General features: G+C 58.0%; 16 protein-coding genes. 8 read left to right on the forward strand and 8 right to left on the reverse strand.

Annotated features, from left to right (window positions below; genetic code table 11):
• Positions 1–30: 30 nt before the first annotated feature.
• From ACYVIT_RS03765 to ACYVIT_RS03785, 5 genes are all read right to left on the reverse strand, one after another.
• A complete protein-coding gene (locus ACYVIT_RS03765) occupies positions 31–846 on the reverse strand; it encodes an aspartate dehydrogenase (protein WP_415805319.1) in 816 nt (271 codons plus the stop codon).
• Between the two features lie 98 nt (positions 847–944).
• Positions 945–1,514 carry a fumarate hydratase C-terminal domain-containing protein gene (locus tag ACYVIT_RS03770; protein ID WP_415805318.1) on the reverse strand — a complete coding sequence of 190 codons (570 nt, stop codon included), beginning with the start codon at positions 1,512–1,514 and terminating at the stop codon, positions 945–947.
• A gap of 9 nt (positions 1,515–1,523) precedes the next feature.
• A complete protein-coding gene (locus ACYVIT_RS03775; RefSeq protein WP_415805317.1) occupies positions 1,524–2,366 on the reverse strand; it encodes a fumarate hydratase in 843 nt (280 codons plus the stop codon).
• A gap of 19 nt (positions 2,367–2,385) precedes the next feature.
• Positions 2,386–3,552: an enolase C-terminal domain-like protein gene (locus ACYVIT_RS03780; RefSeq protein ID WP_415805617.1), complete on the reverse strand. Its 1,167-nt coding sequence runs from the start codon at positions 3,550–3,552 to the stop codon at positions 2,386–2,388.
• 73 nt (positions 3,553–3,625) lie between these two features.
• Positions 3,626–4,588: a Bug family tripartite tricarboxylate transporter substrate binding protein gene (locus ACYVIT_RS03785; RefSeq protein WP_415805316.1), complete on the reverse strand. Its 963-nt coding sequence runs from the start codon at positions 4,586–4,588 to the stop codon at positions 3,626–3,628.
• A 217-nt stretch (positions 4,589–4,805) separates the two neighbouring features.
• Between ACYVIT_RS03785 and ACYVIT_RS03790 the strand changes: the two genes are divergently transcribed.
• The 3 genes from ACYVIT_RS03790 to ACYVIT_RS03800 all read left to right on the forward strand — a co-directional run bounded on the left by ACYVIT_RS03790 (position 4,806) and on the right by ACYVIT_RS03800 (position 7,576).
• The gene (locus ACYVIT_RS03790; RefSeq protein ID WP_415805315.1) at positions 4,806–5,543 is read left to right on the forward strand and encodes a GntR family transcriptional regulator; all 738 of its coding nucleotides are present in this window, start codon (positions 4,806–4,808) and stop codon (positions 5,541–5,543) included.
• Between the two features lie 59 nt (positions 5,544–5,602).
• Entirely contained in the window at positions 5,603–6,619 is a 1,017-nt protein-coding gene (locus ACYVIT_RS03795; RefSeq protein ID WP_460478153.1) for an MBL fold metallo-hydrolase, read from the forward strand.
• A 66-nt stretch (positions 6,620–6,685) separates the two neighbouring features.
• A complete protein-coding gene (locus ACYVIT_RS03800; RefSeq protein WP_415805313.1) occupies positions 6,686–7,576 on the forward strand; it encodes an alpha/beta hydrolase in 891 nt (296 codons plus the stop codon).
• Between the two features lie 23 nt (positions 7,577–7,599).
• Here ACYVIT_RS03800 and ACYVIT_RS03805 read toward each other — a convergent pair whose 3' ends face one another.
• The 3 genes from ACYVIT_RS03805 to ACYVIT_RS03815 form a co-directional block, all read right to left on the reverse strand.
• Positions 7,600–8,898, reverse strand: a complete 1,299-nt coding sequence (locus ACYVIT_RS03805) for a TRAP transporter large permease (protein WP_415805312.1) — start codon at positions 8,896–8,898, stop codon at positions 7,600–7,602.
• Positions 8,895–9,359 carry a TRAP transporter small permease gene (locus tag ACYVIT_RS03810; protein ID WP_415805311.1) on the reverse strand — a complete coding sequence of 155 codons (465 nt, stop codon included), beginning with the start codon at positions 9,357–9,359 and terminating at the stop codon, positions 8,895–8,897. The genes ACYVIT_RS03805 and ACYVIT_RS03810 overlap by 4 nt, the downstream gene beginning before the upstream one ends.
• 95 nt (positions 9,360–9,454) lie before the next feature.
• Positions 9,455–10,471 carry a TRAP transporter substrate-binding protein gene (locus ACYVIT_RS03815; RefSeq protein ID WP_415805310.1) on the reverse strand — a complete coding sequence of 339 codons (1,017 nt, stop codon included), beginning with the start codon at positions 10,469–10,471 and terminating at the stop codon, positions 9,455–9,457.
• Positions 10,472–10,723: 252 nt separating this feature from the next.
• Here ACYVIT_RS03815 and ACYVIT_RS03820 point away from each other — a divergent pair, with 252 nt between their 5' ends.
• The 5 genes from ACYVIT_RS03820 (at position 10,724) to ACYVIT_RS03840 (ending at position 15,779) form a co-directional block, all read left to right on the forward strand.
• The gene (locus ACYVIT_RS03820; protein ID WP_415805309.1) at positions 10,724–11,791 is read left to right on the forward strand and encodes a LacI family DNA-binding transcriptional regulator; all 1,068 of its coding nucleotides are present in this window, start codon (positions 10,724–10,726) and stop codon (positions 11,789–11,791) included.
• A 2-nt stretch (positions 11,792–11,793) separates the two neighbouring features.
• On the forward strand, positions 11,794–12,807 hold the full coding sequence (locus tag ACYVIT_RS03825; protein ID WP_415805308.1) for a hydroxyacid dehydrogenase: 1,014 nt from the start codon (positions 11,794–11,796) through the stop codon (positions 12,805–12,807).
• Positions 12,808–12,824: 17 nt separating this feature from the next.
• On the forward strand, positions 12,825–13,655 hold the full coding sequence (locus ACYVIT_RS03830) for an amidohydrolase family protein (RefSeq protein WP_415805307.1): 831 nt from the start codon (positions 12,825–12,827) through the stop codon (positions 13,653–13,655).
• A gap of 19 nt (positions 13,656–13,674) precedes the next feature.
• Positions 13,675–14,115, forward strand: coding sequence for a DUF6314 family protein (locus ACYVIT_RS03835; RefSeq protein WP_415805306.1), 441 nt, complete (start codon positions 13,675–13,677; stop codon positions 14,113–14,115).
• Between the two features lie 119 nt (positions 14,116–14,234).
• Positions 14,235–15,779, forward strand: a complete 1,545-nt coding sequence (locus ACYVIT_RS03840) for an acetolactate synthase large subunit (RefSeq protein WP_415805305.1) — start codon at positions 14,235–14,237, stop codon at positions 15,777–15,779.
• The last annotated feature ends 55 nt before the right edge of the window (positions 15,780–15,834 follow it).

Genomic DNA, 15,834 nt, shown 5'->3' on the forward strand with positions numbered 1-15,834 from the left:
CCAGGGTCGCTGGGTGAGTATGCGGGCACGTCAGGTGCCGATACGTAATGGCGCTACGAGCTTGCGCAGCGCTGCTATGGCGGACAATGCCGTAATCCGGCCGGTCTTGGGATTCTCGCTGGGCACGTTCTGGATTTCCATGCTCAGCTTGGCGTCATCCGAGTCCACTTCGATACGGTGGATATTGCGGGATATCGTCGGATCGGCCCAGATCTCGAGGATTGTGCGGTCTGGCCCTACGCCAGCGAGCGACAGGGACACGGCGACGTTCAGGTTGGCGGGAAATCCGGTCGCGGCTTCGCGTGCCGTGCCGGTGTAAATGCGCGTGGGCTCCTTGATCGCGTCCAGATCGATATTGTTTTGAACGACATACGGCGCCCCGGAGAACCCGATCGGCGGCTTGCGGCTGACCATTCGCACTTCGTTGATCTTGCCTTCGGCCGCCGCGGTCACGGCGTCCAGGCCGAGCAGTGCCCCGGTGGCTACGATAATCTGCCCGCCGTGTTCGCGCGCGACCTCGATAAGCTGCTCGTTCAACAGCAGTGCCCCGGAACTCAGTACCAGCAGCTTTTTCCCTGCCTTGAGTACCGGCTCGGCGATGCGAGGCAACAACGCAGCCGGCGCGCACTCGACCACCACGTCGCAATGCTCCACCAGATGATCTATGTCGGTGTAAACAGGGGGTGTGGCAAAGGTGTATGCGCTGCGTGCTTTGTCGACATCACGAACACCAAGGGCGCTCAGTTGCAGGCCGGGGATGCCGGCATCGATTTTTTTCGCGATCGATTTGCCTATCGATCCAAAACCGGCGATGCCAACACGCAGGGTAGGGGGTACAGTGCTCATCAGTATTCCTTGTTGCTCGATGTGGGCAAGTATAGGCTGGACTGCGATCTTTGATTGTCAGCCCGGCCTTTGGCAGGGAGCACCGCAGGAGGCCGTCTCTACGTCGCCGCGTTCAGCTGGGACCGGTATTTTTGGACTTCTTCTTCGTAAAGGTCCCGGCCGTGTGCGTCGTTCGTGACCAAGAGCGGAAAGTTCTCGATTTCCAGTCGTTGGATGGCTTCCGTTTTCAAATCTTCGTAGGCGACGACGGTCGCGCTTTTGATGCACGCAAACAGCGTGGCCGATATTCCCCCGATAGCCGAAAAACCTACGGCGCAATTATCCTGACAGGATTGCCGTATGTCGGTACCCCGATTGCCTTTTCCGATCGCCGCTTTGACGCCGTAATCGAAGAGCACCGTGGCATAAGGGTCCATACGGTAAGCGGACGTAGGTGCTACCACACCAATGACATGGCCCGGCTTTGTCGGGCCTGGGCCACCATAGAACACCGTTTGCCCGCGCAGATCCACAGGCAAGGGCTTACTCTCGCGCAGCAGATCGATCAGGCGTTTGTGTGCCGCATCGCGTGCCATGTAGATGACGCCGCTGAGCAGCACTTCATCGCCGACGGTCAACTGCTTGATGGCATCATCCGTCAACGGCGTGGTCAATCGATATGTGGTCATGCTTTTCCCCTAGATGACAGCGGTTTTGCGGCGCGATGCATGGCACTGAATGTTGACCGCGACGGGCAGTGCCGTGATATGGCAGGCATACGTTTCTACTGCCACCCACAAAGCGGTGCTGGACCCTCCGTAGCCTTGTGGCCCTATGCCCGTTTTATTGATGTCTTCCAGGAGTTCGCGTTCCAGTTGAGCGATGTGGGCGTCGGGATGATGCTCGCCAATGTCGCGCAGAATGGCTTTTTTTGCGATCTCGGTGACTTTGTCGAAGCTGCCTCCGAGGCCGACCCCGACGGTTAGCGGCGGACAGGCGCTGCCTCCGGCTGCGTTGATCGCATCCAGAACAAAACGTTTTACCCCGGCAGCGCCTTCTCCTGGCAAGAGGAACTTCATCGTGCTCCAGTTCTCGCTTCCGCCGCCTTTGGGCAGGACGGTGATGCGGACTTGGGATCCCGGCACGATTTCCGTATGGATCACGGCAGGCGTATTGTCATTGGTGTTCACCCGCAGCAAGGGGTCTCCCACCACCGATTTGCGCATATAGCCCTTGGCGTAACCCTGGCGAACGCCCTCGTGTACGGCCTCTTGATAAGGGGCGCCAGTCAGGTACACCTCTTGGCCAATTTCCACGTACACAATCGTCAAGCCCGTATCGTGGCAATAGGGGACCTGGTTATCGCGCGCAATTTTGTCGTTTTCGATGAGCTTGAGCAGCACCGATTTCCCCAGAGGCGAGATTTCGTTCTGTGCTGCGCGGTGAAAGCCTTGCACAACATCGTCAGGTAGATTATGTGTGGCATCAACACACAAGTCGGCTATGCATTGCGTGATCAGATCAGTGTCTAGTTGTCGCATGGGCGGTCTCTATGAATGGTCAGGCGAGCAGCCGCTGGAACGCTTGCAGCAGCGCGTTTTTGTACTCAAATCCAAATCCAGGATGGTCGGGAACACGAACGAATCCGTCGGTAAAACGGCTGTCGTCGCAAAAACCGCCCAGGGGTTGGAAAATGCCCGGGTAGGCCTCCGAGCCACCCAAGCCAAAGCCGGATACGGCATGCAGGCCCAGCAATTGGCCACTGTGCGGGTAGCATTGGCGCCGGTTAAATCCACGGCCCTCCAACACGCCAAGCATGCGGTGGTATTCGGTCATGCCGTAGCTCAAGCCTGGATCCATCTGGAAAACATCTATGCCAGGCCGGCACCCGCCAAACAACGCCAGATTCTTGACGTCTTGGTGTGAGAACAGGTTTTCGCCTGTCGCCAGCGCGCCGCTGTAGGCTTCGGACAGGGCTGCATTGAGTTCCAGATCCAAGGGGTCCCCCGCCTCTTCGAACCACATCAGTCCATAGGGTTCGAGGGCGCGTCCATATTCGAGCGCTGTTTGCAGGTCGAATCGTCCGTTGGCGTCGACGGCGAGATTGGACGCTGCGCCCGCCACAGTGAGCGCGGCGTCAATGCGTTGGAGGTCGGATGCCAGATCGGCACCGCCGATTTTTATTTTGTACCGAGTGAAGCCCATTTGCTGATAGTGCTTCAGCTCGTCGATGAGCTTTGTGGTGGCTTCGCCGTCATAGTAGTAGCCGCCTGCCGCGTAGACCGCTACCTGGTCGTCACGTCCGGGCCTGCCGAACTGACGGGCGATGGTGGCGCTGACTGGTTCGTCATTCAGTTTCGCGTTCAGATCCCAGATGGCCATTTCCAGGGCGCTGGCGGCCATGGCTCTATCACCATGTCCACCGGGTTTTTCGTTTTTTAACGAGCAGGCCAGCACTTTTTCGGGGCTGATGCGCGATCCGCATTCGGTCAGCAGATCATCCGGAGCGGCCTGCAACAGCCGAGGGGCCATGCGTGTATTGATGATGTCGCTTTGCGCGTAACGGCCGATCGAGTTGAACGACAGTCCGATCAGCGGTTTGCCGTTGAGCGTCTTGTCTGTGACGACGGCGAGCAAAGAGACGGTATGTTGCGAGAAGTTCACGTACGCGTTGGAAATATTGCTGCGTAGCGCGATGGGAGCTTCGATGATGCGCGTGATTTTCAATGCAGACTCCATGGGGAATCAGGAGCGCGGCGACAGCCGCGCGTAATGTCGAGCCGGTATGGTCGAGGCGGCGTCAGTCAATCTTGGCGTCCGCGTCGTCCACGATTTTTTTGTATTTGCCGACTTCGGACGTCAGGTACGCGGCAAATTCGGGTGCCGATTTCCGCTTGGCCGGTGTGAGTGCCAAGGTCTGGAATCTGGCTTGAACCTCGGGGGTCTGCAGAATCTGATTGACCGTGGTGTTCAACTGATCCACGATCGGCTTGGGCGTGCCCTTGGGCGCCATCAAGCCAAAAAAAGCCAGGGTGCTGACCGTTGGATATCCTTGTTCGTTCAAGGTCGGAACGTCCGGCAAAAAGGCGCTGCGCTCGGTGTCCACGACTGCCAGGGCCCTCAGTTTGTTTGCCTTGATCTGGGGCAGGATGGCGGGCAGAGAGTCGGACGTCACCGGGATCAGGCCGCTGATGACCTGGGTTTGCGCCTCTGCGCTGCCCTTGAACGGGATGTGCGTCATTTTGAGGCCGGTCTCCTTGTTGAAGACTTCCATCGTCAGGTGTTGGGTGGAGCCATTGCCGGCAGAGGCGAACGACAGGTCTTCTTTCTTGGCCCGGGTGATCAGGTCTTTGATCGACTTGATGCCCGAGGCTGCATAAGTGGCCAGGATCTGCGGCGTGGCAGCGATGTCTGCGACCGCCTCGAAATCCTGCAGGGGCTGATAGGCCAGCTTGGAATACAGCGACGGCGCAATGGCAAATGGGCCGGTACTGGTCAAGAGCAAGGTGTAGCCGTCAGGGTTGGCGCGGGCGGCATAGCCGGTGCCTAGCGTTCCCCCGGCGCCCGGGCGGTTCTCGACGATAAAGGGTTGACCCAGTTTCTTGGCCAATTGCTCGCCAATCGTCCTGGCGATGATGTCGCCAGTCTGCCCGCCGGGGAACGGGACGACGATGGTGACGGGCTTGTCCGGGTAGGCCGCCAGGGCAGGGCTGGCATGCAGGGCACAGGCGCTCAGCGCGGCCGACAGGATTTTCTTGAACACGATGTCTCCTCGATTTAGGATTATTAGTAGGTACTAATTAATAGTACGTACTAATTGTAGGCAAAATTTTTTGGAATGGTCAACGCTTGCGGGACGGGCCTCGTTGCCAGGGGAAGGGCATAGGACTGGATCTGTACAATGGGCTGCCCCTGGATCGGTCCTGTGCGCCGGCCTGTCCGACCCTGTTGCAACACGCCGCACCTATTCTCAGAACACTATGGAAGTCCGCTACACCGAGCTTGCAAACCTGCTGGTAAAGCAGATTACCGACGGTAAATACGTGGTGGGTGACCGCCTGCCCAGTGAAGTCGAGTTGGGTGAGCAATTTCAGGTCAGCCGCACGACCGTGCGGTCGGCGTTGAACATTGTCGAGGGGTTGGGCCTGATCTCTCGCAAACGGCGCGCGGGCACGGTGGTGCAGTCCACCGAGACCAGCAACAGCTATACCAAATCCCTGCATAGCATCGAGGATCTGGTGAACTATGCCAGCTACACGGAGCGGCATATCCTGGGTATTGCCGACATTGTTGCCGATGAGAACCTGGCGGCTGCTTTGGAGTGCAAACCGGGTCAGCATTGGTTAAAAGTGCAGATGCTGCGTTCAGAAAAGAACGAGCCCAAGGTACCAATTTGCTGGACCGATGCGTATCTGGATCCCAAAGAGGGCCACGATATCGTGCACTTGATCCAGGACGGAACGGGCTTGATTTGCAACCTGATCGAAAAGCATTCCGGCCGTGCTGTCCAGGATCTGAAGCAGCAGATCGGCGCGACTTCCATTTCAGAGGAAATGGCGCCGCATTTGCAGGCAGAGGCGCATACTCCGGGGTTGGAAATTACGCGTCAATATCTGGACCAGGCCAAGCAAAAATTCTTGATTACGGTCAGTACATATCCTGCGGATAAATTCAAATTCACGTTCTGGATGCATAGAACGGTGGCAACGGAGTTGTAGATCGATAGAATTATGTAATACCCACAACGGAGGCGAGGATGAGGCTTTTCAGAAGATGGATGAACGGCAATAACGATAGCCTGGAGGTATCGCCCAGCCGGCGCTACTTTCTCGCTGCGGGGTGCGTCTGCTGCGCAGCCTATGCATTGAAGATCACTCCCGCTCAGGCTGAGTCCGCAGAGGTCCAACGCCATCTGGCCGCAGCGCGCGCTGCGGCCGGCGACGATCTGAAGCAGTATCTGAAACTGGCGGAAGTCGCGCAACCTGTCTCTGGAAAGAAGTCTCCCTCGATAGAGGAACTGATGGCGCTGCCTGCGCCGCCGCCAGGCAAGGCGTTCGACAATCTCTATTTCGTGGGCGGCAAATGGGTCAGTGCCTGGGCCATCCCGACGTCAGAGGGCATTATCCTGATCGACGCCATGAACAACGCCGATGACGCTGAACATGTGATCGATGCAGGCATGCGCAAGCTGGGGCTGGACCCCGCGCAAATCAAAATGGTCGTGATCACGCACGGCCACGGCGATCATTACGGCGGCGCAGATTATTTTGCGCAGAAATATCAATCCAAGATCGTCGCCAGCAAGGCCGATTGGGACATGATGGAAACCAAGCTGGAGTTCGATATACCCAGCTGGGGCAAGCCTCCGAAACGTGAGGTCGCAGTGGACGATGGTGCGAAGCTGACCTTGGGTGATACCACCGTGGACGTGGTGCTGACGCCGGGACATACGATGGGCACCATTTCGCTGGCATTCGATGTCAAGGACAACGGCAAGACGCACCGTGCTTTATTGTGGGGCGGCACGTCGTTCAATTTTGGCAAGCAGCCCAACCGCATGGAGCGTTTGCAGGCTTATCTCGATGCGACGGCTCGTGTGCGTGAGCTGGCCGGCAAGGAGAACATCGACGTCTTCATCTCGAACCATGCGGGTTTTGATTTGGCGGACGTCAAGTTGGCGCAGATGAAATCGGGCGGTCCGAATCCATTTGTGATGGGGGTGGATACGACGCAACGCGCATTAACCGTGATGCGCGAGTGCGCGCTGGCAACGCAGGTAGTCTGGACTGCGTAGGATGGGGGTGCGACTGATGCACTGCATATCACTGCGACTCCGTATTCCCACCGGGATGGAGCGTCGATGAGCAGCAAGCTTTATCGCGATTTCGATCAGGCTGAACTGGACGTGCAGTACAACGCCCGCAATACGGTGCCGCTGGCGTTGTTCCAGTCTCTCATGCAGCAGTACGCCGACCAGAGCCGGGCGGCACGGGCGACGTTGCCTTGTTCCTTGGACGTCTCGTTCGGAGACCATCCGGACGAGACCATGGACATATTCCCGCCGGCTGACGGCTCGATTATGGGTCCGGCACCGGTCTTTGTGTACATACACGGCGGCTACTGGCGAGCCTTGTCCAAGAATGAGTCCAGCAGCATGGCGCCCGCCTATACCAAAGCGGGGGCGGTCTATGTGGCGCTGAATTATTCATTGGCTCCTGGTGCAAGCCTTGACCTCATCGTGGACCAATGCCGGCGCGCCATGGCCTGGGTGTATCGCAACATCGAAGAATTCGGCGGTGATCCTGAGCGCATCTATATCGGCGGCAGTTCGGCTGGCGGACATCTATGCGGGATGGTGCTGGCCAGTGGCTGGCAGGCTGACGTGGGCGTGCCAGATGATCTGACCAAAGGGGCGCTCTTGTTGTCCGGGCTATACGACCTGACGCCGATTCCGCATACGCACATTAACGAGTGGATGCATCTATCCGCAGCCGACGCGGCGCGCAACAGTCCGGCTCAGTATGAGCCTGCATATGGCTGCCCTGTCATTGTTTCCTATGGGGATAACGAGACGGAGGAGTTCAAGCGTCAGAGTATGGACTATCTGGCCCAATGGCGTGCATTGGGGTACCCAGGGGAATACCTGCGTGTCCCTGGTTTGAACCATTTTGATCTTGTGCTTGAGTGCGGGATAGCCGATAGCCCGTTGGCCAAAGGTATGTTCAGCATGATGGGGCTGACTCGAGCTTGAGTCAGCCCGGCGTCGGTGGGGGTTTAACCCCCGTCGATGACCTTGTTGGGCAGCCACGTGACGATTTCTGGGAATAGCATGATCGATATCATGACCAGGACCACGACAGCGAGGAATGGCCAGATAGCCTGAACGCCCTGCGCGAATGGGATCTTGGCGATACTGGTGGTGATGAACAGCAAGATCGCGACAGGCGGCGTCAGGCCGCCGATCTGCGTGATCATGACCATGATGATTCCCAACTGCAGCGGATCGATGTGAAAGGCGCTGCCTACATAGACAATCGTGGGCACCATGACAACGACGACCGCCAGACCATCGAGGATCATCGTCAAGACCAGCATGATGACCACGAGCAGGGCAAGCATCAACAGCGAGCTGTCGGTCACTCCCTTTAATGCAGCCAGGACAGTATCGTTGAAATCCAGATAGTTCAACAGCCAACCGAGCACGCCTGCCATGCCGAGTACGCCGCCCACCATGGCTGTCGTGACGGCGGCATCAACGAGAACGCCGGGGAGATCCTTCCATTGCAGTTTTCGGTACCAGACCTTGCTCACGATCAGGCTGTATACACATGCCACGACGCCAGCCTCAGTGGCGGTGAATATGCCGCTGAGAATGCCGCCCATGATCACGACGGGTGCCATCAGGGCTGGCCAGACGCGCAGGGTCTCCCGGTAAATCTGCTTCAGCGATGAGCGCGGTTGCGTGGCGCGCAGTGCGGCATTCGAGGGCAGGTACGACAGGGCATAAATCACCGCCATCAGCAGCGCGGCGATCATCAGGCCTGGAATCACACCTGCCATGAACAAGCCGCCGATAGATACCCCCGTGATCGAACCATAGACAATCATGGTCATGCTAGGGGGAATAATGGGGCCGATGGTCGCTGCTGCAGCGACGATTGCCGCGGCCAGGCCGGGTTTGTAGCCTCGTTCCTTCATGGCGGGGATCGTCACCGAACCTACCGCTGCCGCCTCTGCTGTGGAGGATCCGGAAATGTTGGCCATCGCCGTGCACGACAGAACCGCCGTATGTCCCAGGCTGCCGCGGATGTGCCCGACCAGCGCTTGCGAGAACTCAATGAGTCCTCCGCTCAGGCCGCCGCGCGTCATGATGGCGCCCGCCAGGATAAAGTAGGGCAGCGCCAGCAGACTGAACGAGTCCAGCATGGCGAACGCCTTTTGCGGTACCAGGGCCGGCACGAGTCCGGGTATCACCATGGCGCCGGCCAGACTGACCGACGCAATGGACAGCAGGATGGGGATGCCGAAGAACACCAGCACCAACATGGCTGCAAAGATGATGATCAATGTCATGATGGGCGTCCCTCTGCTTTGATGCGAACGGCCATGTTTGTTAGCACACACAGAACGAGATACGCGCCGCCAATGACCATCCCCGCGTACACCAGCGACATGCTGACGCCCAGGCCCGGGCTGAGTTGATATTTCGTGACTTGCATCAATCGCCAGGTGTATGTGACCAATGACACGCCTAGTCCGATCCACAATAGATCGATGATCCATTGCATGAAGCGTTGCATGGGGGCGGGGAATCGTTCAAAGAAGGTATCGACCCGCAGGTGCGCTGCGCGGTTATAGGCGACAGGAATGGCTAAAAAGACCAGCCATACGAACGCGAATTTCTGAAACTCCTCGCTCCAGCTGAGCGAGATATTCAGGACAAAGCGGTTAAAGACCTGCAGTGTGCCAACGATGACGATGGCCGTGAATAGCAGGGTGATCAGGGCCTCGACAAACTTGTTGATGTAGCGCATCGGCTTTCCGGAGTGACAGAACGGAGTCGGACAGGTGCCTGTGAATACGCGCGGGAATAGCGGACCGTCTATGCCCGCGCGAACCGTAGCAAGCGTTACTGAGCGGCGCGAATTTCGGCGAGCAGCTCGGTGCCGCCTATATCTGCAGCGATCTTGTCTTGCAGTGCCGTGGCTTTCTCACGGAATGCCGTGGTGTCCACGGTGGTGATGGTGACGCCCTTGCTGCGCAGGAAGTCCAACGCTTCTTTCTCCCGGATGGGGGCGAGCGAACGGTTGATATCGCTGGCCAGTTTGGCGCCCTCCATCACGACTTTCTTCTGGGCATCGGTCAGCTGATTCCATTCGTTCATGGAGCAGGCGAACACAGCCGGGCCCAGGAAATGGTTGGTGATGGCGATATTTTTGGCGACTTCGTAGAGCTTGTTGGTGACTACGACTGCAGAGCCGTGTTCGAAGCCGTCGAGTACGCCGGTTTGCATGGCGGTGTAGACCTCGCCAAATGACATGGGAGTGGCATTCGCGCCCATGGCATTGATCGTTTCGACATACACAGGGCTCTGGATGGTGCGTATTTTCAGGCCCTTGAGGTCTTCGGGCTTGTTGATGGTCTTCTTCGCGGTGACCACATTGCGGGACCCCCAGTTTGTGGTCCAGGCCAGCACCTTGAATCCGGACTTTTCGAGATCGGCTGCAATTTCGTCGCCGACTTTGCCATCGAGCGCGCGATTCATGTGATCGTAGTCTTTCCAGAGAAATGGCAGATCGATCACGCCTACGCGTTTGGAGAAGTTATTAAGGATGGCTGTACCTGCGACGGCGCAGGACGCGCCGGCACCCAGTTGCATCGCCTCGAAAACCGCACGCTCGTCGCCCAGCGCGCTGGTGGGGTAGATGCGGGCGGACAAGGTGTCGGAATGGTCTGCCAGGTAGCTCTGGAATACCCACGCGACCAAGTGATGCTCGGACGTGACATCGCCGTGGGCGGAGTGGGAGATTTTCCACTCTTTCTTGGCCTGGGCATGTGCGGCCGGCGCAACAGCCACGATCATTGTGGAAAGCAGGGCGGCGAACAGAGGTTTTGCTCGGAAACGCAGCGACGTGGGGCTCTTCATGGTGCCTCCTCCTGTGGTTGATTCGATCTTGTTAAAAATTAGGTATATCGATTTAGTAGATCGTTTTACTAATAACATATCACGGCCGGATTTTTATCGACAGTCATCACATATTAGGCTTTACCCTTATATCTAAAATTCCCCGCAGTATCTCTAATGAATGCCTAAATAGAACTATGTGCGGCGTGCGTGATATAGTGAATAAAACGATTTACTATAACGATTTACTTGATCAGCAAAGCGAGGAGCCTGATGGCAACGATTCAGGATGTCGCCCGGTTAGCCAACGTCTCGGTCAGCTCGGTGTCCAATGTGCTCAATGGCCGCGCCGAACGGATGAGGCAGGACACATTTGCCCGTATTGAACAGGCGATCGAAAAGCTGGGATATCGTCCGAATCAAATCGCCCGGCATCTGAAGACCGGGCATATTCCCATTCTGGGTTTGCTCGTTCCTACGACGTCCAATCCGTCGTTCGGTCAATTGGCGGTCGCCATCGAACAAGTGGCGCAGGCCAAGCACAACTACCGCGTGTTGGTGTGCAACACCTATCGTGACAAGCAGCTCGAGTCCAAGATGTTGGACGACCTCATTGGACTGGGGATCCGTGCCGTCATTGTTATTTCTTCACTGAATGATGAGCGGCATATTGAGGCTGCGATCGACAAGGGGCTGGCTGTCGTCAGCTACGACTTGGGCATAGATCCGTCAAAACCGGCCAAGCATGATCATGTATTACCCGACAATCGCCTGGCAGGCCGGCTGGCCGCGAATCATTTGATCGCGCACGGCCACAAACGCATCGCTTTCGTTAAGCCCAAAGGGGCGACGATCAGCCGCAGAGAAAAAATCGAAGGCTTCTTGGGCGCTGTGGGCGAGGCCGGCCCAGAATATTCTGCCCAGGTTATCGATATCGATGGCGGTTCGAGATTCGGGGATAACGAGCTGGGACAGCTGGGCTTTGAGGCTGCACAGCAAATCGCCGCAATGACGCCGCGGCCGACCGGTATCGTGGCAGTCAATGACATGACCGCGATTGGCGTGATGGCGGGGCTGCGTCATTGCGGCCTGTCCATTCCCGAGGATGTGTCGGTAGTGGGGATGGACAATGTGACAGTCTCGGAATACGTGTGGCCCCCGCTGACCACCGTTGCAACGCCAGTCCAGGAGGTCGCGGAAACCATGGTCGAGCAAGCCATCGCGCGTGTAAATGAGCCCGGGACACCTCCGCGAGAATTCAGTTTTCCTCCGCGTCTGGTCGAGCGCCAATCCGTGTCTGAGCCCGGAAAGCCTTTTCAACCCAACATTTCATCCGATTGATCATGACTCGGATTTTTCTCACGCATAACCGCGCCGCGCTGCGCCATTACTACGGCGATCGCGCCTTTCAATTGCTGACGGCCTTGGGCGATGTGAGGTTTCACGACAGCGATACCGAGACGACTAGAGACGATGTTGCCCGGCAGGCCCGCGATTGCGATATTTTGGTGAGCTTTCGCGTACCGGCGATCGATGCCGAGTTGATGCAGGCGTTGCCCAACCTGGCCGCAGTGTGCCGGGTCGCCGTGGACATCCGGAATATCGATCTCGACTGCGCGAACCGCCTCGGTATTCTGGTGACTCGTGCCACGCCGGGTTTTGGTCCGTCAGTGGCTGAATGGATCATTGGCGTCATGATCAGCATGGCGCGCCATATCGACGCCGCGGCGACGGCGTACCGCGCTGGCCGTGAGCCTGTGCCGTTGATGGGACGCGAGCTGCGCGGCGCGACGCTAGGTATCATCGGCTACGGGACGATCGGCCAGTATTTGGCCAGGCTGGCCAGCGGCTTCGGCATGAATGTTCTCGTTAATGATCCGTACGCCGTTGTTGATTCCGAGTCCGGCGTGCAGCCACGTTCGCTCGAGGATCTGCTGGCGCAGGCGGATTTTGTCGCGTGCCTGGCGCCTGCAACAGCGGAAACGGCCAATCTAATTAATCTATCCCGCTTTCAACTGATGCGACGCTCTGCCTACTTTATCAACGCGTCGCGAGCGGAATTGGTCAATGAGCATGACGTGCTGCAGGCTTTGGATGAGGGCCTGATCGCAGGGTGTGCCCTGGACGTGGGGTCCTCCAAAGATCAAATGCCTCCTCTAAGGTTAGCCTCGCATCCCAAGGTCCTCGCCACACCGCATGTGGGGGGACTGACGCCGCAAGCATCGGAACACCAGGCAATGGATTCGGTGCGGCAAGTGCAGGCATTGATTGCTGGTCGGCTTCCCGAGCCCAGCGTCAACGCGGCTCATGCCAGCCGAGCCCGTGACCGTTTTGGCCTGGCGTTGCCGCAGGCTTGATCACACAGGAGGCTGCCATGATCCACACGCGTTGGCCGGTGCCTGTCGAAGGTTGTGATTGTCACCAGCATATCTATGACTTGGATGCCTATCCCTTGCCGCAGCAGTCTCCGGTTTCCCCTCCCCGGGCCAGTTGGGCCGATTATCTGGTTTTGCGGGAAAAACTCGGTATCGGTCGCTGCGTGATTGTGCAGGCCATGGGCTACGGGTTTGACAACCGCTGCACGCTCGACGCGCTGAAGGCCGCTGCAGGATCGGCGCGCGCCATCATTTCCATGCCTGCAGACGTGACTGACGAGGCGCTCGCACTGTTGGCGCAAGCCGGCGTGGTGGGCGTGCGTTTCCAGATGGTGCCCAACAGCGGCAACATCATGACGTGGGACGACTTGTCGCCGATCGCGCAACGCATTGCCCCGTTGGGATGGAATATCAATCTGCAACTGGATGGCCGCACGCTTCCTGATTACGAGGCCTTGATCGCCAGACAGCCTTGCCGCATCGTGATCGATCATGTCGGAAAATTCCTGGAACCTGTGACTCCTCAGGACCCCGCCTTTGCTGCATTGAGACGGCTGCTGGATACTGGCAATGTCTGGGTCAAACTCTCTGCCATGTACGAGACATCGCGTACGGGGGCGCCGGAGTATCGTGACGTAGGCTTGTTGGCGGAAACGCTGGTCCGCCATTATCCAGAGCGTTGTCTATGGGCGAGCAACTGGCCCCATCCCGGCCAGCTTCAACGTCCAGATGACCGGTCTTTGCTGGCCTTGCTGGATAGCTGGTGCCCGTCGCAAGCCGTGAGAGACCAGATTCTCGTCCATAATCCGGCTAATCTATACGGGTTTTGATAGTCGGCAGACGGGCGTTATGGATGTTTCCCTGTTATTGGATCAATTCGAAGGGCACTGGCAACTCAGTCGCAGTATCGAGCAAGAGCGCGCAACGATGCGAGGCAGCGCGACGTTTTCCCGCGTAGAGAATCACGTCCTGCTCTATCATGAAGAAGGGGTGTTGACGCTGCATAACGGTCAAGCCGTCCGGTGTACGCGGCGCTACAAGTTTCTCGCGCAAGACGAGTCTCTGGTGATTCTGTTCAATGATGGGCCTGACGATGGAAAGACCTTTGTCGAGTTGGCTTTCAGCGGCGGGGCTACGGGGGTATTGACTGCCGTGGACAAGCATTATTGCGGTGCAGATATCTATTCGGTGGTGTATCGCTTGAGTCTGCCGGATTCATACGAGACGGATATACGTGTTTCCGGGCCGAATAAGGATTATCGGGCAGTGACTCGATATACCAGGGACTGAACGAGCCATAGGCCCACGGTTGACCCGACATCCAGATCAGCATGGTTTAATGGCCCTACGTCGCCGCTTATCTCGAGAGAATCGACGCGTTTAGCGATAAAACATGATGGAGATTTTGCATGAATGGTGCTGAAAGTCTGGTCAGGACGTTGTTGGCTTCGGGTATAGACACTTGTTTTGCCAATCCAGGGACAAGCGAAATGCACTTTGTCGCGGCCCTGGACCAAGTCCCAGGCATGAAATGCGTGCTGGGTCTGCAGGAAAACGTCGTGACGGGCATGGCGGACGGCTATTTCCGCATCGCTCGCAAGCCAGCATGCACGCTGTTGCATTGCGGCCCGGGCCTGGCCAATGGCATGGGTAATCTGCATAACGCACGCCGTGCTCGCAGCGGTATCGTGAATATTGTCGGCGACCAGGCGACCTTCCATCGTCCCTTTGATGCGCCGCTGACAGCGGATACGGCCGGCATGGCGCAAACGGTCTCTCAATGGGTCCGCACGAGCGTGCAAAGCGAGCATCTCGGCCGTGATGCGTCAGAGGCTATCGCCGCAGCTCAAGTGTTTCCAGGGCAGATCGCTACATTGATTCTCCCTGCGGACGTGTCGTGGAATGACGGCGGCGTGGTCGGCGCTCCATTGACCGTGCCCGCGTCACCTGAGGTGGACAGCAATGCGATCGAGAACGCTGCGAGGACACTGCGTTCATATGGTCGGGATACGCTGATCCTGGTCGGAGGGCCCGCGGCGTTGAGCGAGGCCCAGGGCCCGCTCTGGCGTGTCGCGCAGGCCACGGGGGCTACGTTGATGGCGGACTTTGTCACGGCACACGTGGCGCGAGGCCGGGGGCGTTTGCCGCTTGAGCGCACGCCTTATGTCATGGAGGCCGCTATCAAAGCGCTCGAGCGATTCAAGCACATCATTCTGGTGAACGCCAAGGCGCCGGTCGGCTTTTTTGGCTATCCTGGAATGCCCTCGACGCAGTATGCGCCGGACGCACAAATTCAAGTGTTGTCGCGGCCGGATCAGGATCCGGTGAAAGCTTTGCGGTCGCTGGTGTCTGTGCTGGATGCTCCCGAGGCCGATATTCCCGATCCGGGCCCGCGTCCAGAGGTGGCGACGGGATTGCCCACGCCCGAAGGGCTGGCGCAGACGGTGGCGGCAGTGATGCCTGATAACGCCATTGTGTCGGACGAGAGTGTGTCTTTCGGACGTGGCTTTTATAAATTTACCCATGCAGCGCCGGCGAACGATTGGCTGCATTTGGCGGGCGGCGCGATTGGTGATGGCTTGCCCGTCGCAACCGGGGCGGCTATTGGCGCGCAGAAACAGCGGCGCGTCATCAGTCTGCAGGCAGATGGCTCGGCGATGTATTCCCTCCAATCGCTCTGGACACAGGCGCGCGAGCAACTGCCATGCACCACGATCATTTTGAACAACAGCAAGTACAACATCCTGATCGGTGAATATAAAAACGTCGGCGCGACTCCTGGCGAAACCGCGATGAGCATGCTGGACCTGGGCAATCCCTCGCTGAATTGGGTTGGCCTCGCGAATGCGATGGGTGTCGAGGCCGCGCGGGCTACCACGCTGGAACAGTGTGCAGACCTGATGAAGAGCAGCTTTGGCAAGCAGGCGCCGTTCCTGATTGAACTGATGGTGTAAGGAGTTGCCTTAAAGAGCAGGGCAGTTTTCCCGCGCATGGCTCGGTGAGGCACGG

It is taken from the genome of Bordetella muralis, assembly GCF_054781015.1.

Excerpts from the sequence above, each read along its gene's own strand:
- ACYVIT_RS03765 (WP_415805319.1), bottom strand. The coding sequence starts at position 846 with ATGAGCACTGTACCCCCTACCCTGCGTGTTGGCATCGCCGGTTTTGGA.
- ACYVIT_RS03770 (WP_415805318.1), bottom strand. The coding sequence starts at position 1,514 with ATGACCACATATCGATTGACCACGCCGTTGACGGATGATGCCATCAAG.
- ACYVIT_RS03775 (WP_415805317.1), bottom strand. The coding sequence starts at position 2,366 with ATGCGACAACTAGACACTGATCTGATCACGCAATGCATAGCCGACTTG.
- ACYVIT_RS03790 (WP_415805315.1), top strand. The coding sequence starts at position 4,806 with ATGGAAGTCCGCTACACCGAGCTTGCAAACCTGCTGGTAAAGCAGATT.
- ACYVIT_RS03795 (WP_460478153.1), top strand. The coding sequence starts at position 5,603 with ATGAACGGCAATAACGATAGCCTGGAGGTATCGCCCAGCCGGCGCTAC.
- ACYVIT_RS03800 (WP_415805313.1), top strand. The coding sequence starts at position 6,686 with ATGAGCAGCAAGCTTTATCGCGATTTCGATCAGGCTGAACTGGACGTG.
- ACYVIT_RS03805 (WP_415805312.1), bottom strand. The coding sequence starts at position 8,898 with ATGACATTGATCATCATCTTTGCAGCCATGTTGGTGCTGGTGTTCTTC.
- ACYVIT_RS03810 (WP_415805311.1), bottom strand. The coding sequence starts at position 9,359 with ATGCGCTACATCAACAAGTTTGTCGAGGCCCTGATCACCCTGCTATTC.
- ACYVIT_RS03815 (WP_415805310.1), bottom strand. The coding sequence starts at position 10,471 with ATGAAGAGCCCCACGTCGCTGCGTTTCCGAGCAAAACCTCTGTTCGCC.
- ACYVIT_RS03820 (WP_415805309.1), top strand. The coding sequence starts at position 10,724 with ATGGCAACGATTCAGGATGTCGCCCGGTTAGCCAACGTCTCGGTCAGC.
- ACYVIT_RS03825 (WP_415805308.1), top strand. The coding sequence starts at position 11,794 with ATGACTCGGATTTTTCTCACGCATAACCGCGCCGCGCTGCGCCATTAC.
- ACYVIT_RS03830 (WP_415805307.1), top strand. The coding sequence starts at position 12,825 with ATGATCCACACGCGTTGGCCGGTGCCTGTCGAAGGTTGTGATTGTCAC.
- ACYVIT_RS03835 (WP_415805306.1), top strand. The coding sequence starts at position 13,675 with ATGGATGTTTCCCTGTTATTGGATCAATTCGAAGGGCACTGGCAACTC.
- ACYVIT_RS03840 (WP_415805305.1), top strand. The coding sequence starts at position 14,235 with ATGAATGGTGCTGAAAGTCTGGTCAGGACGTTGTTGGCTTCGGGTATA.